The 23,372-nt window shown below is 51.9% G+C and carries 18 protein-coding genes and 4 tRNA genes; 3 read left to right on the top strand and 19 right to left on the bottom strand.

The annotated features are described in order from the left end of the window. Positions 1-62: 62 nt before the first annotated feature. The 13 genes from ACIHKT_RS02445 to thyX all read right to left on the bottom strand — a co-directional run bounded on the left by ACIHKT_RS02445 (position 63) and on the right by thyX (position 14,797). Positions 63-668, bottom strand: a complete 606-nt coding sequence (locus ACIHKT_RS02445) for a toprim domain-containing protein (protein ID WP_236849670.1) — start codon at positions 666-668, stop codon at positions 63-65. Continuing rightward, positions 665-1,717 (bottom strand): DNA polymerase III subunit delta, encoded by a 1,053-nt coding sequence (holA, locus tag ACIHKT_RS02440; protein WP_174193418.1) that lies wholly within the window; start codon positions 1,715-1,717, stop codon positions 665-667. Before holA ends, ACIHKT_RS02445 begins: the two co-directional genes overlap by 4 nt. After that, complete coding sequence (locus tag ACIHKT_RS02435) at positions 1,717-3,936, bottom strand: ComEC/Rec2 family competence protein (RefSeq protein ID WP_086035329.1); 2,220 nt, start codon at positions 3,934-3,936, stop codon at positions 1,717-1,719. The genes holA and ACIHKT_RS02435 overlap by 1 nt, the downstream gene beginning before the upstream one ends. 14 nt (positions 3,937-3,950) lie before the next feature. Then, positions 3,951-4,478 (bottom strand): phosphoribosyltransferase family protein, encoded by a 528-nt coding sequence (locus ACIHKT_RS02430; protein ID WP_086036814.1) that lies wholly within the window; start codon positions 4,476-4,478, stop codon positions 3,951-3,953. A 101-nt stretch (positions 4,479-4,579) separates the two neighbouring features. Then, positions 4,580-4,918 (bottom strand): histidine triad nucleotide-binding protein, encoded by a 339-nt coding sequence (locus ACIHKT_RS02425; RefSeq protein WP_086035328.1) that lies wholly within the window; start codon positions 4,916-4,918, stop codon positions 4,580-4,582. 118 nt (positions 4,919-5,036) lie between these two features. Next, positions 5,037-7,667 carry an alanine--tRNA ligase gene (gene alaS, locus ACIHKT_RS02420; RefSeq protein ID WP_404352685.1) on the bottom strand — a complete coding sequence of 877 codons (2,631 nt, stop codon included), beginning with the start codon at positions 7,665-7,667 and terminating at the stop codon, positions 5,037-5,039. 310 nt (positions 7,668-7,977) lie between these two features. Further along, positions 7,978-9,585 (bottom strand): penicillin-binding protein 2, encoded by a 1,608-nt coding sequence (locus tag ACIHKT_RS02415; RefSeq protein WP_086035326.1) that lies wholly within the window; start codon positions 9,583-9,585, stop codon positions 7,978-7,980. Positions 9,586-9,663: 78 nt separating this feature from the next. Beyond that, complete coding sequence (locus ACIHKT_RS02410) at positions 9,664-10,893, bottom strand: peptidase U32 family protein (RefSeq protein WP_086035325.1); 1,230 nt, start codon at positions 10,891-10,893, stop codon at positions 9,664-9,666. Next, positions 10,890-12,170, bottom strand: coding sequence for an endolytic transglycosylase MltG (gene mltG, locus ACIHKT_RS02405; protein WP_086035324.1), 1,281 nt, complete (start codon positions 12,168-12,170; stop codon positions 10,890-10,892). The genes ACIHKT_RS02410 and mltG overlap by 4 nt, the downstream gene beginning before the upstream one ends. Beyond that, positions 12,163-12,795, bottom strand: a complete 633-nt coding sequence (locus ACIHKT_RS02400; RefSeq protein ID WP_086035323.1) for a 5-formyltetrahydrofolate cyclo-ligase — start codon at positions 12,793-12,795, stop codon at positions 12,163-12,165. The genes mltG and ACIHKT_RS02400 overlap by 8 nt, the downstream gene beginning before the upstream one ends. Beyond that, the gene (locus tag ACIHKT_RS02395) at positions 12,786-13,328 is read right to left on the bottom strand and encodes a DJ-1 family glyoxalase III (RefSeq protein ID WP_086035322.1); all 543 of its coding nucleotides are present in this window, start codon (positions 13,326-13,328) and stop codon (positions 12,786-12,788) included. The genes ACIHKT_RS02400 and ACIHKT_RS02395 overlap by 10 nt, the downstream gene beginning before the upstream one ends. Positions 13,329-13,356: 28 nt before the next feature. Then, positions 13,357-14,025: a dTMP kinase gene (locus tag ACIHKT_RS02390; RefSeq protein ID WP_086035321.1), complete on the bottom strand. Its 669-nt coding sequence runs from the start codon at positions 14,023-14,025 to the stop codon at positions 13,357-13,359. Further along, a complete protein-coding gene (gene thyX / locus ACIHKT_RS02385; protein ID WP_086035320.1) occupies positions 14,018-14,797 on the bottom strand; it encodes an FAD-dependent thymidylate synthase in 780 nt (259 codons plus the stop codon). Before thyX ends, ACIHKT_RS02390 begins: the two co-directional genes overlap by 8 nt. Positions 14,798-14,982: 185 nt before the next feature. Here thyX and ACIHKT_RS02380 point away from each other — a divergent pair, with 185 nt between their 5' ends. Next, positions 14,983-15,789 carry a hypothetical protein gene (locus tag ACIHKT_RS02380; protein WP_236849671.1) on the top strand — a complete coding sequence of 269 codons (807 nt, stop codon included), beginning with the start codon at positions 14,983-14,985 and terminating at the stop codon, positions 15,787-15,789. A gap of 42 nt (positions 15,790-15,831) precedes the next feature. Here the strand turns inward: ACIHKT_RS02380 and ACIHKT_RS02375 are convergent, their stop codons facing one another. Continuing rightward, entirely contained in the window at positions 15,832-18,216 is a 2,385-nt protein-coding gene (locus ACIHKT_RS02375) for an ATP-dependent helicase (RefSeq protein ID WP_086035319.1), read from the bottom strand. Positions 18,217-18,543: 327 nt separating this feature from the next. On the opposite strand from ACIHKT_RS02375, the gene ACIHKT_RS02370 reads away from it, so the two are divergent. Continuing rightward, positions 18,544-19,380, top strand: coding sequence for an AraC family transcriptional regulator (locus tag ACIHKT_RS02370; RefSeq protein WP_404352681.1), 837 nt, complete (start codon positions 18,544-18,546; stop codon positions 19,378-19,380). 261 nt (positions 19,381-19,641) lie between these two features. Further along, positions 19,642-21,138, top strand: coding sequence for a radical SAM protein (locus ACIHKT_RS02365; RefSeq protein ID WP_174193422.1), 1,497 nt, complete (start codon positions 19,642-19,644; stop codon positions 21,136-21,138). Positions 21,139-21,593: 455 nt separating this feature from the next. Here ACIHKT_RS02365 and ACIHKT_RS02360 read toward each other — a convergent pair. From ACIHKT_RS02360 to ACIHKT_RS02340, 5 genes are all read right to left on the bottom strand, one after another. Next, a tRNA-Gln gene (locus ACIHKT_RS02360) sits at positions 21,594-21,668 on the bottom strand. A 64-nt stretch (positions 21,669-21,732) separates the two neighbouring features. After that, positions 21,733-21,809 (bottom strand) — tRNA-His (locus ACIHKT_RS02355). Positions 21,810-21,813: 4 nt separating this feature from the next. Then, positions 21,814-21,890: transfer RNA gene (locus ACIHKT_RS02350), tRNA-Arg, on the bottom strand. Positions 21,891-21,902: 12 nt separating this feature from the next. Continuing rightward, positions 21,903-21,976: transfer RNA gene (locus tag ACIHKT_RS02345), tRNA-Gly, on the bottom strand. A 98-nt stretch (positions 21,977-22,074) separates the two neighbouring features. Further along, on the bottom strand, positions 22,075-23,130 hold the full coding sequence (locus tag ACIHKT_RS02340) for a hypothetical protein (protein ID WP_157658895.1): 1,056 nt from the start codon (positions 23,128-23,130) through the stop codon (positions 22,075-22,077). Positions 23,131-23,372: the final 242 nt, after the last annotated feature.

The raw sequence follows: 23,372 nt of genomic DNA, 5'->3' as shown, positions 1-23,372 counted from the left end.
CGGTGCCGCCGCTTTATTGCAAAAGAAACACCGCCGTTATATGAATGAACGGCGGTGTTTCTTTATGCCTGTTTGTCTGGAAAAAACCGATGGCACAGCTGGCACAGGTCCGCATAAGTGGTCAGGGTGTTCAGAACCTCCAGCAGTGCATTGGCGGACAGGCGCTCCGGCAGGCGCAGTGCCCGCTGTACTGCCCGGCGTTTTTCGGCGCTTTTCGTTCCGCCGGAAAGGCCCAGCTCGTAAAAATCCGTTTTGGTGATGGGGCGTTCTGGCAGCGGTGCGTCCTGCACCTTCACGCCCGCCTGCAAAAGGCACTGCCGCAAAATGGGCATCGGAATGCCCTCCACGCCCAGCTTGCCCTCTTTTCCCGGTGCAGACTTGCGCTTTTCCTTGCCGTATATGTCTGGAATATACGCCTGCTTCATCTTTTTCGGGTCTATGGCACCTTTCAGGTAGTTGCGTATCAAAAAGCCCGCCGAGTCGCTATCTGTTAAAATTAACAGACCGCGCCGGTCTGCCATTTGCCGCAGCAGTTCCAGCTGCTGCTGGTCACGGAAAATACCAAAGCCGTTTGTCACCAGAATGGGCGCGTCGATAAGCGCCGAGAGCTTAATTTTATCATACTTGCCCTCCACCACTACGGCTTCCCGAATTTTCAGTTTGTTCACGCGCTCTTCTCCCCTCTTGCAGCCAACAGCAGCCGTGCCAGCGCCTTTTCCAAAATTAGCTGTTCCGCCGTGTGGGAACCTTTCAGGTCGAGGTCCGCCGCCAGCAGAATGTCCAGACTGGCACGCAGCCTTTGTGTGGAAAGACCGTGCGCGTCCCGCTCCGCATTGGTCAAACGGAACTGGCGATTTTTGTACTCCGGAAAATACTTGGCTGGTTCCATGGCGCTTTCGCCGCTCTGCAAGGCAGTACGCACACGGTATAAATCAACATAAGCACCCGTCAGCACCGCCAGAATGCGAACCGGCGGCTCGTTCTGCTCCAGCAGCTGATTTAAAATCCGGTACGCCTGCCCGCTGTGTCCCGCCAGCAAGGCACGACTTAGATTGTACACACGTGCCTCCAAATTGCGCGTAACCAATAGGTCAATGGTTTTGGGCGCAATCGGTCCGCTGCCGGTGTAGGCACAGACTTTTTCCAGCTCGCCGTGCAGTGCGGTCAGGTCGTCACCGACATAGCGCACCATCTTCCCCGCGTCCACCCGCTGCAGCACACAGCCGCGGCGGTTTGCAGCCGCCACCAGCGTTTTTTCCAGCTCCGGCCGGCTGTGTTTCCGGCAGGCAACGCACGTTCCGGATTTACTGCATTCTGTATATAACTTTTTCCACTTTTTGTCCTTCTGAAACGGCGGGTCACTCGCCGCAAAGGACAGAACCAGTACCGTTGTGTCCGGCACATCCGCAAAAAGCTGCAGCAGCTTTTTGTTTTCAGACGGCGTGCGGCCGTCCAGTGACAAATCAGACACCGCCACACACTTGCGCGACGCCATAAACGGCAGCGCCTGCACCGCATCGTCCAGTGCGTCCGCGGCGGCGTCACCAGAAAAACACTGTAGATTAAAGTCCAGAAACGTTTTACCCGCCGCTTTTTTTATCAGCCGCTTTGCCCAGTAGGCGACCATATACTTTTCGTCCCCGTACAGGACATACAGCCCGGTTAGCGTGTTCGCTTCTATCTGCTTTTTTAGGTCGCTTTCCCTGCATTCTGGCATCAGTCATTCCTCCTAAACTGCACCGCGCCGGTCTGTTCCGGCAGCAGCACCAGGTCCTCTTCCCCGCCCAGCACAACCGGCAGTCCCCGCTGGGCGGGCGCATAGGCCTTGTATGTATTGGGAGCACCACATAAAATAGTCATATTCGACGGCAGCTGTGCCGCACCCTTTGGCAGACTGCTGCACACCAAAATCTGCGTACCGACAAAGCCGGCCGCCGCAGGGTTGGCGCTGTCCCCGCAAAAAAGGATGCTCAGCCGCCCCATACGAAGCTGTGTCACGCCGTCTGCGTATGTCAGCAGTACAGAATTCCATAGGGAGGCCTCTGACCTGCTGCCGGAAAAACAGCGGCAGTGAATTGCTGCCAGCGTTTGCTCCAACAGGCCATCCAAGACGGGACCCGGCGGCAAAACAACCTGCGGTGGGTTCCACTCTGAAATGACCGCTGTTGCCTGCTGGCTTTCCCTATTAGACTGGCTCAAAAGAACAACCATGTCCAGCTGCCTAACCTGCTCCCGCCGCAAAATGCGCTCTATGGCATAGCTGCCCGCCCCAAAACCGACAACCGCGCCATGCCTGCCATACGTTAAGATTGCGCTGACGCCCTCACTGCTGGCCGCAATCGTAATTTTATACTTTTGATAATTCGTCAGCTGCCAAATGTACCCGTTTGCAAACAACAATACCGCCGCAAGCAATGCGGTCAAACGCAACGGCAGCTCCTTCCGGCGGCAGCACAGCAGACAGGCCGCCCCAAAAAGCAACAGTGCGGCACCCAACCATAGCCGCACAAACCGATATCCGGTCGGCACCTGCGCAAACGGCAGGGATGCACACCATGCCGTACTTGCAATTAGGTAATGTGCCAGCCATTCAGTCAGCTTCCACAAAACAGCGGCTGCTCCGCCGAGCACCGGACAGGCACCCACCAGCACGGCCAGCAGTCCTGTATAAATCATTAGACTGGAGGGCGTGAGCACCAGCAGATTTGCCAGCGGTGAAACCAAAGAAAGTTCCTCAAATGCAAGCAATGACACCGGAAGCGTAAATAATGTGGCGGCCAGTGACATCATAAGGGTGCCCAGAAAATAATTCAACAGTTTCTTTTGTACTTTATTTTTGCTGTATGTCCTTACAAATTTCTGTACCGGACCTGTCCACAGCAAAATCCCCAAAGTTGCCGAAAAGCTAAGCAGCAGGCTGCAGTCAGCCGCAGCGAATGGGCTAAAGAGGCACAGCAGCAGTACCGCAAAGCCAAGGGAATTAAGGCTGTCCGCACGGCGGTAAAAGCACCTGCCGCACAGCATGATTAGGTACATAATACCACTGCGCACAACAGAAGGCGTAAAACAGGTGACGCCCATAAATAAAATGACACCGGCTGCGGCCAAAACGCTGCGCCCTCTGCGGGAAAGTGGAAGCAGCGACAAAAACAACAGGAGAAGCTGTGCTGCGGCCGCCATATGCAGCCCAGAAACGCTTAGCAGATGGGATACTCCCGCGCCGCGGAAGGCTTCTTCCACTGCATCCGGTATCGCTTGTTTTTCGCCGGCCAATATGCCGCTGACCAATGCATTTTCCGGTGACGGCAAATTCCATGCAACACTGTCCAAAAGGTACCGGCGGGCACTGTAAAACACACGCTTCCAAACCGGCGGAGAACCGGTATTCAGGGTATATGGTTCTCCCGTCTGGATATACCCCTGCAGCACCGTTTTGTGGGCCAGCAGTCGGTTGCGGTTGGAAAAATATCCGCTGCCGCCCGACCGATACAAATGTACTGTCCCCCGAAAATCATCAAATGTTTCCGCCGAAAACGACTCATTCGCCGACAGACGCAGCTCTTTCCCAGCCAGCGGTGTCTGCCGACTGCCACCGCAGCTAGTAACCGTCAGCGTATAAAACGCCTTTCCGGAAGAATAGTCCGGTTCTTCGGACACCATTCCCTTTACCAACACATTTCTGCCCGCATATTGCTGTACTGCCTGCTCATATGAAAAGCTCATCCAGCAAAAGAGCAGACAGGCAGCGGCCGCCGTAAAAGCCGCCGCAGGCAGAACACAATCCTGCCCTGTCCGTTTTTTGCGCAACAGCAACAGCAGCAGCCCGGCTAATAGACAGGCAGCACCCAAGATACCTGCCGCCTGTCTTCCCAGAAAAATAGAAACCGCCTGTGTCAGCAGATATGTAAAACCTACCAACGCAAGCGGTCGTTTCATTTGGAATCTCCTAATTATTTCTCATGTGAAAACATCGGCAGCGGCTCCAGATAAATAATATCCTTGCGGTCCTTTGCGTCCCCTTCCGCCAAAACAGAAGCACGGCCGACAATGTTGCCGTCAAAGCGCTCAACCAGTTTTTCCATAGCGGCCAGTGACTCGCCGGTGCTGATAACGTCGTCCACAATCAGCACCCGTTTGTCCTTCAGACCTTTATAGTCGTCCTCCGCCAGATACAGTTCCTGCATATGGTCGGTCGTAATGGAATTGACCTCCACATGAATCGGGTTGCGCATATACGCCTTGACGCTCTTGCGTGCAACGATGTAACGGCCGCAGCCCTGACGGGCCATTTCATAAGCCAGCGGAATGCCCTTTGTTTCCGCTGTGACCACCACGTCATGTTCCGGGCAGCACTTCAGCAGTGCAGCAGCACTTGCCTTTGTGATTTCCACATCACCCAGCATAACGAATCCGGCAATGTCCATGGTATCGCTGATGGGGCAGATTGGCAAATCGCGCTCACAGCCCGCGATGGTCATATGGTAATATTTTAAGCCATTGATTGTAACAATTTGATTCACAGGTAACCGGCCTTTCTCATCTTATAAGTATAAAATTCTGCTTGCTGACCTTCAGCCAGTCAGCCGGGCGGCCACGCCATTGGGCGCCCTCCTAACAGATGAAAATGCAGGTGTTTAACGGACTGACCGCCTTCTTCACCAACATTGCTGACAATACGCCAGCCGCGGTCCAAATGGTTTTCTTTCGCCAGCTTGGCTGCTACCTCAAAAATATGGGCAACAATTGCGCTGTTCTTCGGCGTAATTTCCTCCGCAGAAGCAATGTGTTCCCGCGGGATAATCAGCAGATGAACCGGTGCCTGCGGCTCCAAATCTTTAAAAGCAACGCAGAGGTCATCTTCATAAACACGCGTGCTGGGGATTTCCCCGGAAGCAATCTTGCAGAATACGCAATCCATGCTGTCTTTCCTCCTTTCCCCGTTTTTCATGACAAATGTTCCGCAAAAAAGCACTTATGCAGAACTCCCACCAAAATAATATTATAATCAGTTTTTGGAAAATGCGCAAGTACAGAATTCACTTTACCATATCTGCAACAATTCCCGCGGCGGCCTGCAGGGCTGTATCCAGCTTGCTGAAGTCACGGGCACCAGCCATAGCAAAATCGGGCTTGCCGCCGCCGTTGCCGCCGGCGAGCTGTGCCACGGCCTTTGCAATCTTTCCGGCATGCGCGCCCTGTTTCAGGGCCTGCTTGCCAACAGCAACTGCCAAATTGGCCTTTGCGCCGTTCACACCGGCAAAAACCGCCACCAAATCATCTGCACTGCTGCGGGCCTGGTCGCACATGGTGCGCAGGGCAGCCGCGTCCGCGCCGTTCACCTTTGCGGTGCAGACACGCACACTGCCAGCCGTTTTGGCATTGGCAAGCAGGTGTTCCACCTTCTGAGCTGCCAGTTTCGATTTTTCTTTTTCCAGCTCATTTTCCGTCTGCTTCAGCTGTGCGGCGACCTGCTCCGCGTGTTCCGGCAAATCCGCAGCATTGTTAAGTTTTAAGGCAGCCGCCGTACGATTGATGACGGAAAGGCTCTGGTTCAGTAAACGGCTGACACCGCGGCCTGTCACCGCCTCAATGCGGCGCACACCGGCAGCCGCACTGGTTTCGGAAATGACTTTAAATAGTCCAAGCTTCGCTGTATTGTCCACATGGGTGCCGCCGCAGAATTCCTTGCTGAAATCGCCCGCAGAAACGACACGCACAATTTTGCCGTACTTTTCTCCGAACAGTGCCATTGCGCCCAGCTTTTTCGCCTCATCAATCGGCATCTCACGCACTTTTACCGGCACTGCCGCCAGGATAATGTCATTGACCATATTCTCTACTTTCTGCAGTTCTTCCGATGTCAAGGCTGCAAAATGCGTAAAGTCAAACCGCACATGCTCTTCATTTACCAACTGCCCGGCCTGCTCCACATGTGTGCCCAGTACACGGCGCAGAGCCGCCTGCAGCAAATGTGCCGCCGTATGGTTGCGCATGATGGACTCCCGGCGCTTCCAGTCCGGCTGTGCTGTCACCGTATCGCCGACACGAATGGTGCCTACCTGTACAGTGCAGTGATGGATAAAGTTTTTGGCATGATTTTTCGTGGTATCCTGCACCAGCAGCACCGCGTCTTCCGCACTGATGGAACCGGTATCGCCAACCTGTCCGCCGCTTTCACCGTAGAAGGTCGTTTTGTCGAGGACCAGTCCGATTTTATCGCCTGCGTCCACGGACTCTGCCCGTTTGCCATCCTTCACAATTGCCACGACTTTTGCCTGTACCGTCTTTTCGGTATAGCCATGGAACTCGGTTTCCGGCACACTTTCCAGGAGGTCACTTTCACCCGCCCAAGCATCTGCACCGGCGTTTTTACGGGCCGCACGAGCACGCTCTTTCTGCTCCTGCATACGCTTTTGGAAGGTATCCTCATCAACGGTCATATCGTGTTCGGCAGCAATCTCTTTTGTCAGGTCAATGGGAAAGCCGTAGGTATCGCTAAGCTTAAAGGCATCGTCACCGGAAATGACCTTATCCTTATTCTGCGCAATGATGTCGTCCAGCAGCTGCGAGCCCTGGTCAATCGTGCGGGAAAAGCTTTCTTCTTCTACGGAAATCAGCTTCAGAATCATGGCTTCCTTTTCTTCCAGCTCCGGATAAGCACCCTTATTTTCGTGGATGACCGACTCGGCAACCTTTGCGAGGAACGGTTCATGAACACCAAGCAAACGCCCGTGGCGAGCCGCACGACGCAGCAGACGGCGCAACACGTAGCCGCGGCCCTCATTGCTGGGCATAACGCCGTCACCTATCATAAAGGTTGCCGCACGTGTATGGTCGGTAATGACGCGTAGGGAAATATCCGCCTGCTTGTCTTTGCCGTACTCCACATGAGCAATGCTGCCGATGGTCTTCATAATGTTTTGTGCTGTATCAACAAGGAACATATTATCAACATTCTGCATAATGCAGGCCAGTCGATCCAGCCCCATGCCAGTATCAATATTCGGGTGCTCCATGGGCGGATAATGGCCATGGCCGTCACAGTTAAACTGGGAAAAGACAACGTTCCAGAATTCAACGTAGCGGTCGCAGTCGCAGCTGACACCACAGGTAGGTTTGCCGCAGCCGTGTTCCGGGCCGCGGTCAAAGTAAATCTCGGAGCAAGGGCCGCAGGGACCGGAACCGTGTTCCCAGAAGTTGTCCTCTTTTCCAAGGCGGACAATATGGTCCGGCGATACGCCGATTTCTTTGGTCCAAATATCAAACGCCTCGTCATCGTCCAAATAAATGGTAACCCACAGCCGGTCCTCAGGCATCTCCATTACTTTCGTGCAGAACTCCCATGCCCACGCAATGGCCTCATGCTTAAAGTAATCACCGAAGGAGAAATTGCCGAGCATTTCAAAGAACGTGCCGTGGCGGTCGGTAATGCCGACGTTTTCAATATCGCCGGTACGAATGCACTTCTGGCAGGTCGTTACACGGCGGCGGGGCGGTGTCACCTCGCCGGTAAAGTATTTTTTCATAGGTGCCATGCCGCTATTAATCAGCAGCAGGGAGTTATCATCTTTTGGAATCAGTGAAAAGCTAGGCAGCCGCAGGTGCCCCTTGCTCTCGAAAAATTCCAGATATTTTTCTCGGATTTCATTCAATCCCATCCACTTCATATTGCTGTTCTCCATCCTTTTATTCGTAAAATTTTGCGTTTATAGAAATAACAAAAAAAGAAAGGTGCCCCGTCCGCAATGGGACGGGAACACCCGTGGTACCACCCAAATTGCGCCTGAGGAGCGCCTCTCTTTGCCCTTAACGCGGGAAAACGCCGCCGCTCGCCGCGGGGAACTCTGGGCCGGCCGGCCGCCAGCAAAGAAGTCCGGCTTTCACCATATGCCAGCTCTCTGTACAATCCTGCTGGGGCTTCATGCCCTTCATCGTCTTTTCCTTATGGCATTATTATAAACAGGAAGACGAGAAATGTCAATCTTTCGGGTACAGTGTATCCGCAATGCGGCGGAAGATTGGGCCGCAGCTGACGCCGCCGCCGCTGCCGCCGTCCTCCATAATGACCACAACATACCGCGGCGAATCCACCGGAAAGAATCCCGCATACCAGCTGACTACGTCCTCTTTCCCCGCCGTGTAATGTCCGGTTTGTGCCGTTGCCGTTTTCACCGCTGCCTTAACATACTGCGGTTTTCCCGCGCGCCCGGTGCCTTTTTCGGCGCTCATCTCCATGCCGTCACGGATAAGGTCCGCCGTCCGCTGCGTAAAGGCCCGTGTGCCGGCCGGCTTTTCCGCTGGCACAACTATTTTCCCTGTGGCATTCGCAGTGCCCAGCGACAACGATGGCCGCGTATAAATGCCGCCGGAAGCAACAGCATTGACCATAGCTGCCACCTGCATGGGGGAAGCCGTCAGTGTTCCCTGTCCAAATGAAAAGTTTGCTAGCGCCCGCGGATTTTTGAGTTCCAGCAAACTCGGCAGCGTTCCGGCACCGCCGCAAAGCTGCGGTGCGATCTCTGTTTTCTGCCCAAATCCCAACCGCCGCGCCATCTGCAGAAAAGCGGTCGGCGGTACTTTCCGCATACAGGATACAAAATACGAATTGCAGGACTGTGCCAGCGCCTGCTGCAAAGTGATGCGGCCGTGCGATTCTCCGCCCGCACAGTGAAAGGCAAAGCCGCCGGCCGTTTCACTGCCGTGACAGGTATACACTGCGTTTGGGTCCAGCCCGTTTTCCAGCGCTGCCGCCGCGGCAGCAATTTTAAAGACCGAACCCACACTGCATGGTGCAAGGGTGCGGTCCACTAAGGCTCCATCTGCCTGCTGCACCGTTTTTGAAAGGTCCGCTGGGTCGAAGGACGGCAAACTGGCACTGGCTAAGATTTCACCGCTTCCGGCTTTTAGGATAACTACGGCGCCTTTTTCAAAAGCCGTTCCTGCCGCCGTTTCCGCCAACTTTTGCAGGCCACTGTCTATGGTCAGCACTTCGCTGGACGATGTGCCTGCCGCGGTGGAAGTGACCTGTGGCTGTTCCCCCGGCAGTGGGTGCCGCAGTGCATCCACCGTATAGGTAATGCGGGTTGTCGATGCGGCGCTGGAAAGGACCTTGTCAAAGGCTTTTTCGGCACCGCAGACACCGTGCCCGCTGCCGTCCAAATAGCCAACCAAATGCGGTGCCAGCGGATGTGAGGGACGGCGCTGCTGCTGTGGAAAGCTCAGCACACCTTCCCCTTTCACCCGTACCGGCAAATAGGTGAAAAATGGATACCCCTCTTTTAGCTGCGGATACAGTGCCTGCATTTGCTGCTTTGACAGTGACCGGCTAAGCGCCGCCGCCGACTCCCGCCCAGGCTCCACCGCTGTCAGATAGGTGATTCTACCGCCGGTCAACGCCTGCATATTCCGGTCATATACCGTACCGCGGCCCGCTGAAAAAGTGAGGGTAAGATGCTGCTGTGTGGCAGCCGTCTGTGCCAAAGTTCCCCGCCAAAGCGTTGCCTGCAGCAGCTGCGCCATACAAAAAGCGAACAGCAGCAGCATGACGCCCAACGTCCAGAGAACTCGTTTTTCCGTCTTCTGCATACAAAAAGCCCCCCGCTGAAAGTATTCCCAGCAGAGGACTTTTTCATTCCTTATTTTGGTAACGATAATTTTTTCTGTTCAGTCTTTTTGTTTGCGGATACGCAGCAGCGCACCGGGGGCAATCGGTGTATCTGTGTAAAGCAGTACACGCATAACTGCATGGTTAGCGGACTCAATTGGTTCCCCATCTCCGTTTTCAATATGGTCCATTTTTACAAGATAGGGTGCCTTTCCGGGCTCCAGCACATCGGCTGTATCGCCGCGGAAAAAGCGGTTGCGCTGTGACAAAACCGCTACGCCGTTGTGGTACGATTCGCACACAGCCGCAACTTCATAGTCACGCACATAGCTGCCCAGCGTCAAACTTTCATCCGGACGGCCAAAGTAAAAACCAGTACTGTACTGGCGGTGACTGATTTTATTCAGTTCCTCTTTGACCCACGGCGTCAGCGGTTTGCCCGCTATAGCGTCATTCAGTGCCCGGCGGTACGCGTTGGTTGCGGCCGCTGTGTAGTATGCCGACTTGGCGCGGCCCTCTATTTTCAGGCTGTCCACACCGGCCTGCAGCAGTTCCGGGATATGTTCGGACATATTCATGTCTTTTGCATTTAAAATGTAGCTGCCGTTGCTGTCCTCATCAATCGGCAGGTACACCCCGGGGCGGGTTTCTTCACACAGGGCATATTTCCAGCGGCAGGGCTGCGCACACTCGCCGTGGTTGCCGTCCCGTCCGGTAAAGTAGTTGGAAAGCAGGCAGCGGCCGGAAATAGAAACACACATGGCTCCATGCACAAAGCACTCGATTTCCAGGTCCTTCGGTGTTTTGGCACGCAGGGTTGCCACCTCTTCCAGGGAAAGTTCCCGTGCCAACACCACACGTTTGGCACCCAAATCATAAAGACGTCGTGCAGCCGCATAGTTGGTTACGCCGGTCTGGGTAGAAATATGAATGTCCACCTGCGGCGCTACCTTCTGTGCCATTTCCATAACACCCATATCCGTAACGATAAAGGCATCCACACCGGCATCCCGCGCCATGCGCAGGAACGGTTCCAAATGCTCAACATCACTGTTGTGCGGAATAATGTTGCAGGTCAGATAGATGCGCACACCGTGGCTGTGGGCAAAGCGGACGCCATCCGCCAGCTGCTGCGGTGTAAAGTTGGAGGGCGCACTGCGCATGCCAAACTGTGTGCCGGCCAAATAAACGGCATCTGCACCAAACTGTACGGCGGCCTGCAGCCGCTCCATATCCCCCGCTGGAGCCAGCAGCTCCGGCAGACGGTCGGGTATTTTTTCAAAGCTCATTTTGTCAGTCCTGCCTCTACTAAGTTATCGGTATGCTCTTCCTGTGTGGACGCATAGTATGCTTTTTTGGTCTTTGGATTATGACAGAAATATAAATACGAAGTCTGATTCGGGTTCAGCGCCGCGTTAATAGCTGCAATACCCGGATTGCACACAGCACCAGCAGGCAGCCCCTTCATTGTATAGGTGTTATACTTACTCTTATAGCTGCTGCCCAAACTGGACGGAACATCCGATTTGGAGCGGTAAGGATAGTACATGGTAGAATCACAGTCCAGCGTATAAATATTGTACTGGCTGCCATACTTCAGCCGGTTTTGCAGTACCGAAGAAACATTCAGCATATCCGCTGAATCCGCTGATTCCGCCTGGATAATGGAAGCCAAGGTAATCAGCTGGTCCAGCGTCATGTTCTTTGCCTTTGCCTTTTCACGGATTTCTTTGGTATAGCGTTCGTTGGAATCATTCAGCATCTTCTGCAGCACATTCTGCGGGTCCTCATTTTGGTAGAATTCATAGGTATCCGGGAACAGATATCCTTCAAATTTATAATACCGTCCCTTTAGGTTCTTTAAATCGGAAACCATCGTATAGGTGCTGTCAAAGGCATTGGTATTCAGCACGTCCAAGAACTTCTGGGAAGAAGAAATCACACCGTTTTTTTGCAGAAGGCGGGCAATCTCCACCGCATTCTGTCCTTCCGGAATGGTTACCTTAATAGTGTCTTTGCGGCCTTCGTTGGACTCCAGCGTATTGATAAGTTCTTCATAATCGGTTTTGGCGTTAATTTGCCAAGTGCCGTTGTGAAAACAGCCGTCCGCTTTGCGCAGACGTACATACATACAAAAAACATCCGGGTCGTCCACCAATCCTGCTTGGTGCAGAATATTTGCCACTTTGCGGGTAATTTCACGGTTAGAAGATTTTGCGCTCTGTAGTTTCTGCCCGTTCAGTTTTTTTAGGGCAGATGGTTTTATCGAATCCTCCGTTGTGCTGATGGGTATCTGCACGGTTACATTGGAACTGGTACGGTTTACCGCCAAAATATCATTCAGTCCCGTAATGAGGAACTGCCCCAGCACCAGCCCCACCAAAATAACCATGCACCACCATACAGCGAGAAAAAAATGACGATTCTTTTTTCGCTTCTCCCGGTTGCGCCGCTTATGGTTGCGGATTGCCCTCTTTTCATCGGCAGCTTCCCTTGCAGCTTCCGCACGCATTGCCGCATCTCCGCTGAAGCTGCTAAGGGACTGCTGATGTTCATTTTCAGCCATGACGTACCTCCTGACGGCTGGAAGCGTGCTTCCCTGCCCTGTGGATATTTCGGATATATTTTTCTGTAATTAAAAGGTCAACTGGACGATCATAGTAGCCGTGCGGGAGCTTCCACGGGGCACAGTTCCGGTAACAAATACCGATTGTGCTGCCGCCAAAAGCGGCCAAGAAACGGTCATAATATCCTTTTCCGTACCCCAGCCGATATCCCTGTGAGTCAAAGCTTAGCCCCGGCACAATGCACAGTCCTTGACTAAGGTCCGTTACGGGCTGACAGCGTTCGATATCCGGCTCCAATACTCCAAAGGTCCCCGGCGTAAGGTCGTCCAGGGAATGAATGAAGTAAAACTGCATCCGATGCGTGCCCGGGATACAGCGCGGCACAGCTACCTGCCTGCCATGCGTCAGTGCATGGCGAATAATCGCAATGGTGTCCACTTCAATTGGTTTGCTGACATATGTGAAAAGGATTCGGCTCTGTCGATAAACAGACAGACGAAACAGACGGGTGCGGATTGCCGCATCCATCTGCTGTTTCTGCTGCGGAGAAAGCGATTCCCGGTACGCCCGGCATTTTTGGCGCAGCCCCTGTTTTACTTCTTTAATATTTCCCTTTATACGCATTGAATTGATTCTTTAACTTCCTTTGCTTTTTCCGGTCCGCACAAAACCGCCGTGAGCTTCAGTGCGAAGTCTACCGCCACACCGGCACCACGGGCGGTAATCACATTTCCACTTTGCACCACAGATTCTTTGCTGACCGTACAGTGCAAGTCTTTTTCAAAGCCCGGGAAGCAGGTGGCTGTATGGCCGTTAAGCAGGCCCCAATGTCCCAAAACAGAGGGTGCCGCACAGATAGCAGCCAGATATTTTCCGCGCCGCACGCAGTCATTTACTGCCGCACGAACGGTTGCGGACCGCTCCAAATGAAGGGTACCGGGCATTCCACCGGGCAAAACCACCATGTCTGCCGGACGCTGTGCCATATTCAAATCCGCTTCCGATACATCAGCTGTTACCGGAATATGATGTGCACCGACAATTTCCCTGCCGCCCACACCGACCGTCAAAACTTCCTGGCCGGCACGGCGGAGAATATCGACCGTGGACAGTGCTTCTACTTCTTCAAAACCATTTGCTAAAAATACATATACCATACAAAAGGCTTCCTTTCGATGGGCTTTTTTACAGCAGACCGGCTTTCTGCACCGTCTGCCGAATTTGTTCTGCAATTTGCTCCGGTGTTCGTACAGCTCCACCGCTGCTGCAGGGAATCACTTTCCAGTGCAGCACATTGGCCGCATACAGAGCTGCCGCACGGCAGTCATGCTGAAAGGCGGTATCTTTTTCATGAATATCTTTTTGCCCCTCGTCCCCGTGGTAGCGCTTTTCCAGCAGCTCCTCGGAAACCGTCTCCGGCATATCCAAAAACAAGGTCAAATCAGGTATTGGCAGTTCCAGGCGATGATATTCATAATCCAGCAGCCATTGGGTGAAAGCGTCCCACTCGTTTCGCGGCAGCTTCGGCAGCTGATAAACCAGGTTGGAGGTTGTATAGCGGTCCGCCAAAATGCACTTGCCGTTGTCATAGTCCTGCTTCCAAAATTTTCGGTAAGAAGCGAAACGATCCACCGCGTAAAAAGAAGAAGCGGCATACGGGTTGACATCCTGCGGCTGTGTGCCGAATTCACCGTGCAGGTACATTTTCACCAGTGCAGAAGAGGGCTGGTTGTAATCCGGAAAAGACACGCGTCGGCTGGGAGCACCGGCTTCAGAAAATGCACGATCCAGCAGCGCTGTCTGTGTTTGCTTGCCGCTGCCGTCAAGGCCTTCCAATACCAGGAGTTTACCCATTCTGTGCCTTTTCTTTCGCCGCATAATGCGCTTTCATCTCCGCCTGCTTGCCGCAGCTCATTTTTCCTTCCGGGCAAGTGCCATACAGACAGGGCGGGCCAGCCTTTGCAAACAAATGGGGTGCAACCCCCTTCACCAGCCAAAGCATCTGTTCTGCAACCTCGCGGATTTCCCACTGTGCACGGCTGCAGCAGCGCAGAGAAAAGAAATGTAGCAGGCTGCGTGCGTCCATAGTGCAGACAATTTTTGTTGTGCAGGCGTTGGGCAGAACAAAGCGGGCATCCTCATTGGACATCTTCTGTGCCTTGCAGGCCGCGGCTTTTTCAGAAAGGCCCTCCTGCATTAGTTCCGCTTTATGCTTTTCCTGTAATAGCGCCGATAAATGGTCGTAGTGCTGCTGATCCTCTTCCATGGCACGCAGATACTCTTCCTTGGCGGCCGGAATCGCGGCAATCTCCGGTGGCACCACATAAGAAAAGTGGCTGGCAGCCACATAGCGCTGGCTCTGCACGCTGTAGCTGGCAATGCGGTGGCGGGTAATCTGTGCCAGCAGCGAACGTGACACGCCCTCAATGCCAAACGTGAAGGAAGCATGCTCAATCGGGCTTTCATGATGGTTTTCCACCAGGATGTCCATAAAATGATTGATTTTTTCCTCTGTCATATCCTTCTGAATCGCGTCTATATCGGACGGTGAATAGCACAGCTTTGCCGCCGAAGCGACCGTTTTTTCGGGAAACTTAGTGTAGGTAAGCAGCTCTACGTGTGGCATGACCAATGAAACCTCCTGCAAGGCAGGGTACGCCCTGTCGTTTTTTGTCACTCTATTATAGCAAACTTTCTCCTCGCTTTCAACCGCTGCAGCGGCAGAATAGCCTGCCGCTGGGAACGTTTTTCTCCATCCTCCATAAGATAGTACTGAACGAGAACCATTTTGCCTGATAGGGGGATTGCAATATGAGTGAAACAAATGACAGTACGCGTACAGAAAGTATGAAGAATGCTGTATGTATCGATGCCCAGCGGGTTTACGACTCCTGCAGCGCAAAGGATTGCCTGGAGGACCTGCAGGTATACTTTACCAAAGAAAAACGTCCCATTATCGAACGGAGCGTCAGTGTACGCCTGCACAGTGTCAATGTACTGACTGTGTACATGAATATGGAGCCGGTGCCCTTTAACAAAGGCTTCTACTCCGTTGACATGACCTTTGCCTTTGATGTCGGCCTGGATGTGTACACAGCACCGGCTACCTGCCCCATCGCTGTAAACGGCGTTGCGCTGTTCACCAAAAAGGCGATTTTGTATGGCAGCGATGGCGACGTAAAAGTTTTTACCAGCAGTGACGGTCCCTGCAGACCAGGGCACAATGTCGGCAGCCGTGCCCTGCCAAAAGCCGTATGCCAGGTGGCCCAGCCGGTCGGCCTGTCCGCACGGGTTGCGGATGCTCGTCCCGGCTGCTGCCCTGGCTATAAAATTCCGGATGAATTGTGCGAACATTTCGGCGGCGATTTCGACTTTGAGTGCGGACGCAGTGTATTCGTGACCATCGGCCTGTTCTCCATTGTGCAGATTGTGCGCAATGTACAGATGCTGATTCCCACTTGCGATTTCTGCGTTCCCAGCAAAGAATGCTCGCCCGCCAGCGATAACCCCTGCGAAATGTTCAAACGCATCGACTTCCCCACCGATTCCTTTTTCCCGCCGCGGGTGAGTGACTCCGGCTGCGGCAGCTGCGGGAAGCCACAACCAGAAAATGGCTGACAAAAAGGCAGATGCCGAAAAGCATCTGCCTTTTTTATATGCTTATGCGCGCTTCAGGTGGGCGAAGTTTGCCATAATTCTTTTGGTGCCTTTGCTTTCAAAGGCAATCTCCAGCAGGTGGTCGTTGCCCATCGGGGTGACGGACAGAACCATGCCCTTGCCAAATGCCCTGTGCTCCACCTGGTCGCCGGGGCGGAACTGCAGGGCCTTGTGTGCCTGTGCTGACTGCGGCGCGCCAAAGTGCAGTGCCGACTCCATGGCCGCCTCCCGCACCTCTTTGGAGGACACCGGAAGCGCCGTGCCCGGTTTGGGCTGCTTCCAGCTGCGGGCCGCTGTGTGCTCCATCAGCTCCTCTGGGATTTCCTGTAAGAAGCGGCTGGGGCGGTTCCGATTTGTGGAACCGAAAATCATGCGGCTCTGTGCGTTGAGGATATACAGCTGTTCGCGTGCGCGGGTAATCGCCACATAGGCCAGCCGGCGTTCCTCTTCCAGCTGTTCCGGACTGTAAATAGCCTGTACACCTGGAAAAATGCCGTCCTCAAAGCCAGGCAGAAACACGACCGGAAACTCCAGCCCTTTGGCTGAGTGCATGGTCATCATCACAACAGTATCGGCTTTATCGTCATAGTTGTCTATATCCGTCATCAATGAAACTTCCTGCAGGAAGCCGTCCAAGCTGGCCAGCTCACCGTTTTCCTCCTCGTACTGCTGAATATTGCTCTCCAGCTGGCGCAGGTTGGAAATACGGTCCTGTACCTCCAGGTTCGCGGGATTGCCAAGGCTTGCTATGTAATTGGTATCTTCCAAAACTTTATCGTAAAGTTCTTTCAGCGTATGGCTGCCGCTTTCGTTCATATCCATAAAGCCGCGCATAATGTGCGCAAACTGCAGCAGTTTGGGTGCGGTGCGCTTCAGCGGCTCAAACTCGTTCGCATGGTCAATTACATAGAACACACTCTCACCGAGCTGGTCCGCAATTTGGGAGGCAGCCGCCAGCGTTTTGTCGCCGATACTGCGCTTTGGCTGGTTGATGATACGGCGCAGGCGCATTTCGTCGCTGGCGTTGTTGATAACGCTCAGGTAAGCAATCATGTCCCGAATTTCCTTGCGCTCATAAAAGCGCAGGCCGCCGATAATGCGGTACGGAATACCGGATTTTACAAAATTCTTCTCCAGTGCGCTGGACTGTGTATTCATGCGGTACAGAATGGCATAATCGCTGAACTTTCTGCCATCCGCAACGCCTTCCAAAATCTGCTTGCCGATATAGTCGGCCTCGTCCTGTTCATTGATGGCCGTATGGGTCTGTATCTTGCTGCCAACGGGGTTCTTTGTCCACAGGGTTTTCCCCTTGCGTTCTTTATTGTTGGAAATAACGGCATTGGCCGCGTTCAGAATGGTCTGTGTGGAACGGTAATTCTGCTCCAGACGAATGGTTTTCGCGGTGGGAAATGTCTTTTCAAAGCTGAGAATATTTTCAATGGTGGCCCCGCGGAACTTATAAATACTTTGGTCGTCATCACCGACAACACACAGGTTACCATCTGTTCCGGCCAGCAGCTTAATCAAAACGTACTGCGCATGGTCTGTATCCTGATACTCATCTACCATAATATAGCGGAACTTCTTCTGGAAATGTTCCAGAACATCCGGATTCTCCTGCAGCAGCTGGACCGTACAGCTGATAAGGTCATCAAAATCCATGGCGTCCGCTTCCTTCAGGTGCTGCTGGTACATCTGATAGGCGCGGGCAATCGTTGCGGTGCGATTGTCGTCACCGGCTGCCTGCTGATAAGCCTTCGGTGTGGTCAGCGTGTCCTTTGCTCTGGAAATCTCGTTCAGCACAACCTTGCAGGAGAGGATTTTTTCGTCAACACCCAGCTCCTTCAGGCAGTTTTTCATCAGCCGTTTGGAGTCATCGGAATCATAAATGGTAAAATGGGTGCTGTAATCCAGCCGGTCACCAAACTGGCGGAGAATCCGCGCACAGGAAGAATGGAACGTACTGGCCCATACCTGGCTGCCGGCTTCCCCCAGCATATTTGCCAGACGCTGTTTCAATTCCCCGGCAGCCTTGTTGGTAAAGGTTATTGCCAAAATATGCCACGGCGCCACTGGGGACACCGCCAAATGGCTGCGTGTGATTTCCGACAGCGGCGTATCATGATGCAGGTATTCCTGCATATCCGCTATGTCCTGTTCGCTCAACTGAGACGCAGTATCCTGATAGGCGCTGCCATAACGAATTAAATTGGCAATTCGATTGACCAGCACAGTGGTCTTGCCGCTGCCGGCACCGGCCAGCACCAGCAGCGGTCCATTCACGGTAAAAACAGCCTCCCGCTGCCTGTCATTTATGCGGGAAAATTCTTTTTCCAAAACCTGTCGTCTTAACTGCAGTGAAGCTTCACTCAATAAACTCACCATCTAACTTTCATTTTTCAGGACTGGCCTGTACAAAAAGGCCCCGTGCCATCCTGTTGTGCGGGCGTACGGGGTGCTGCGGTGCTTTTTAGCGGGAATGTACACCGGCACTGCATTTGGGAATTTCCCAACCTGCAGGCTGTCCCCGCAAAGCGCTCCTGTCTGCTTTCCTGTGCCGACCAAAGGCCGGCACTCAAAAAACGTTACTTTCTTATTATAGCTTATTCTGTGGGCGATTTCAAATTCATTTTTTTATATGTTTCGACACGGAATTGCGCAATCTTTCGAAAAGTCATATACTGATGAAAATGGGAAAGGCGGCAGAATGGAATGAAAAAAGATGCTTTTCGGCGTTCTTACAAAGGAGAAAGCTATAACCTCGGTCTGGCTGTATACAGCTGCGGCATTCAGCGCTGTCCTCCCTCACACTCTTGGGGGCCGGGCATCCGCGACCATTACCTTATCCATTATATTGTCCGCGGCAAAGGCCGCTTCTCGACCGGCGGCAGGACCTGGCAGCTGCGGGCAGGTGATGCGTTTTTGGTGCGGCCAAAGATTATTGCCAGCTACCAGGCAGACCAGGAGCAGCCGTGGGAATACGACTGGGTTGGCTTTAATGGCAGCGATGCCAGCCATTTGCTGTGCCAAACTGGCCTGCTGGATATGGCACCGGTTTTTCACTGCCCGCCGGACAACCACTTTCACGAGCTTCTGACCAATATCACCTCCGTTTCCGGCTCCTCCTCCAGTGCGGAAACGCGTATGGAAAGCGGCCTGCTGCTGTTTTTGGCAAACTTGATGGATACTTTTGGCGGCCAAATGCCCCGCAGTGACGTTGGCTACAGTTATGTACAAAAAGCCATTCAGTTTATCGACCGCAATTATTCCAGTGATATTGATATTGCCCACATCGCACAAAGTGCCGGCGTTTCCCGCAGTCACCTGTACCGGCTGTTTATGACCTACATCAATATGCCGCCCAATGAGTACCTGACACGCTACCGTATTAACAAAGCTGCTTCCTTTCTACGGGAAGGCGGGCTGACCGTTGGGGAAGCTGCCTATTCTGCCGGCTTTTCGGACCAGCTGTATTTTTCCCGTGTCTTTAAAAAGTATATGGGCATACCGCCCAGTCAGCTGTGTCCAAGGAATTTTAAAAGGAAATAATGCATATCTTTATTGAGATTCATCTACATCCCTATCACACATTTCCTTTTTTTCTTCTTAAAAACGCCGTTATTTAACCCAAAAAGAAAAATCGTGTTACAATTTTACTGTTTTGTCACTTTTTTTTACAAAAAAACTTTCTTGTCTAAGGACAAAACCAAAATTTGAATTAAAATTTCTTATATACACAGAATACAGCGCTGCAAATTCTTACGCCCTTCTGCGTATTGAGAGTATCTATCTTTGTAGGAGGAATTATATATGGCAAATAGCAGTATAAAAGAAAGCCTCGAGAAATTTGGCATTAAAACCGCTCTCGGGTACCTGCGCAAGGATCCGGAAAAGAATGTTCCTAAACTTTTAGATATGATTGAAAAGGTAGATACAACCCATGCCTTTTCCGAAGCGCTCTACAATTTCCGCTGGGCAATGGATAACCCGGACTCCAACTGGTATAAACTCATTATGAAAGTCCTGAAGGAAACTGACCGGCACATTCTGGAAACATTCTTTACAAACTTCTTTATGAACGCTACCCTTATCGGCGGCAAAAAGCAGATGGAATACCGCAAAAAGTACGGCTGCAACGTCCCGTGGGCAATCCTGCTGGATCCCACAAGCGCCTGCAACCTGCACTGCACCGGCTGCTGGGCTGCTGAATATGGCAACAAACTGAACCTGACTTTCGATGAAATCGATGACATTATCAACCAGGGTACCGCAATGGGTACTTATATGTACATTTACACCGGCGGTGAACCGCTTGTGCGTAAAGATGACCTGATTAAACTGTGTGAAAAGCACAACGACTGTGTCTTCCAGTGCTTTACCAACTCTACCCTGGTTGACGACAAGTTTGCTTCCGAAATTCAGCGCGTAGGCAATTTCAGTCCGGTTATCTCCGTAGAAGGCTTTGAAGAAGCAACGGACAGCCGCCGCGGCAAAGGTACTTTCCAGAAGGTCAGCAAGGCAATGGATATCCTGACCGCGCACCATGTGCCGTTTGGTGTTTCCTGCTGCTATACCAGCCAGAACGTTGCCTCCATCGGCAGCGAGGAATTCTTTGACTGGATGATTGCAAAGGGTGCTTTCTACGCTTGGTTCTTTACATATATGCCTATCGGCGTAGATGCACCAACCGACCTGATGGCAACTGCGGAGCAGCGTGAATATATGTATCATAAAATCCGCGCTTACCGTGAAAACAAAGCAATCTTTACCATGGACTTCTGGAACGATGCAGAATACGTCTATGGCTGCATTGCCGGCGGTCGGTCTTACCTGCACATCAACGCAAACGGTGACGTGGAACCCTGTGTCTTTATTCACTACAGTGATTCCAACGTTCGCCAGAAGAGCCTTCTGGAAGCATACTGCAGCCCAATGTTCATGCAGTACCACAAGAATCAGCCTTTCAACCACAATATGCTGCGTCCCTGCCCTGTTCTGGATAACCCGTATCATCTGGAAAAAATGGTTGAAAAAACCGATGCGCACTGTACTGACCTTTTGAAGCAGGAGTCCGCACATGACCTGTGCGCAAAGTGTGCACCGATTGCAGAACGCTGGAAAGGATTTGCGGACCGTCTGTGGAAAGAAAGCGGTCCGGATGGCCGTCATCATATGCAGTGCGAAGACACAATTCTCCCTGAGAACCGTCTGAGTGAAGATGAACTGGCAACCATGCAGGAATCTGTAGACTTTGCGAATGCAAAGAAAGAGGAAAGAATTTCTGCTGGGAAAAAGAATTTAGAATAATAAAGAAACTGTCGTTTTCAAAACGGAAGCCATTGAAAAGGCTTCCGTTTTTTATATATGTATATAAACAGAAAAAAGGCACCCGCAAACAGCGGATGTCTCATAATATTTGGTCCCGTGTAACGCCCGGGTTATCGACTGCTATACCTGCTTTTGTTGATTGGCCTTTGGAACAGTTCATAAATGACTTCAACACCGAATTCGAAGCCTCCGGTTTGGCATGAAAAGATAGGCTTGTTGAATATTTTCAACTTATTTAGTATAACACACTCTGTTGCTCTTGTCAAGTTTCCTCACGGCCTGTCGAACACCGCAAGACACGCAAAACATATTAGAAAGTATTGTTTTCACAATAAAACTAATGGGGTACATCGATGGTGACAGTTTATTTCAATTTTGATAAAGAAGAATCCCCAAAAGCCTTAAGAACACCGGCTTTTGGGGATTCTTTTGTTTGGCTGGGCTGGCGGGATTCGGACCCACGCGTGATGGAGTCAAAGTCCATTGCCTTACCGCTTGGCTACAGCCCAATAAAATATTGATATTATAAAAATACGGAGCGTGGAAAATTCCACGCCCCGTAATCGTGTGCTGTGGGGTGGAAGATGGGATTCGAACCCACGGTCTCCAGAGCCACAATCTGGCGCTTTAACCAGCTAAGCTACATCCACCATTTGGCGCGCCAAAAGGGACTCGAACCCCTGGCCCACTGCTTAGAAGGCAGTTGCTCTATCCAGCTGAGCTATTGGCGCGTATCCCTTTTATGGAGCGAGTGATGGGAATCGAACCCACACTACCAGCTTGGAAGGCTGGAGTTCTACCATTGAACTACACTCGCAATTAGCAACGATTAGTAGTATAGCATGTGGGAACATATTTGTCAAGAAAAATCTACAAATTTCTGCATTCTCATTTCGTCGCTGCCAACGCTGTTTTTTACTGTACAGCACCCGTTCGGGGCGCAGATGCTTCCGGCGGATGGGGAAGCACTTCCGTCAGCAGTTCCTGCAGTGTATGGTCCCGCAAGCTGCGGGCTTTCATCGGATAGCAGCCCGGTGCCGCCTCGGAAATGCCATCTGCATTAAAAGTCAACACACAAGGGTCCGAAGAAATGACACCATCAATAAAGGCAAGATCCGCATAAAAATCGATGCAGAAGACCGGCTCACTTTGCGTCTGACGGCATTTTAGAATCTCACTGCGTACTTCCCTGCGTTTCTGAGAAGAGCATGTCCTGAGCGCTATAAAGAAAAAGAAAGGCGTTCTGGCCTGCAGAACTTGCGGCAGCAGTTCCCGCTGATAAAACGCCTTTTGGAAGGTATCATCGTACGGATACCATGCGGCAAAAAAGCAGTGTCGGCTGTTCATCTGTTTGGCTGTCTGTAAGAAGCCGTCGTCACAGTGCAGGCATAGAAGCGTATTTTTCACCTGCAATATTACAGTAATCAGTTCATCGGACACCTGCCGGTTTTCGCAAAACAAGACAAAAGCACAGTCAGGATGATTTTCCAGCACAGGGACCAGCTCCATGGGGGCCTCTTCCCCATTGCTGAAAATCATATAACTATAAATGCCAAGTTCTTCCCCCTGCTGAATGGCACGGTCCAACATCTGTGGGGTAAATAAGCCACTTTTTGAGAAATGAAAGATAAGCGTCCACGGGACATTGTAGCCGGCTGCCTTTTCCAATGTACGCACCGTGCGGGCACCGACCGTCCAGCCGTTGTAGGCAAGATTCATTCCGAACGTTTTCAGTTGCTTTTGGTCAGCGTTTACGACCAGGTCATGAATCCATTTATAATAAGAACTGTTTTCATTGTGCAGCATTTCACCAAAAATATCAAAAAAATAGCGCTGAAATCTGCCTTTTGCAAAATAAGTACCCAAATCCACCAACTGCCGCACACTGCGTTTCGGGTCCCGTTCAATATCTTTAAAGCCCTTCTCTACAGCAGCACTGATGAAGGACCGCAGCATTGCATCTGACCTCATCTTGCCACCCGCTTTCTTTCTTAACTTCCCTGTTCATACAGGTTTTCTATTTACAATATCATTTATTACTATAACCGTTTTCTACAGCAGTCTAAATAGACAAACTTTCGCATATGTCATAAAAGCAGACGCTTTTTTTCAGTTGTCGTATCACTTTTTGTAGAAAAATCCTTTAATGCCGATTCTTTTTTACAGTGCGGTAAAAAGAATATTTGTCAAAACAATTTTTTTCTGCTATTCTT

Source organism: Caproicibacterium sp. XB2, assembly GCF_044880635.1.
GTDB lineage: Bacteria > Bacillota > Clostridia > Oscillospirales > Acutalibacteraceae > Caproicibacterium > Caproicibacterium lactatifermentans.
The sequence above is the reverse complement of the archived record's forward strand: the minus strand, read 5'-3'. Positions and strand labels throughout refer to the sequence as shown.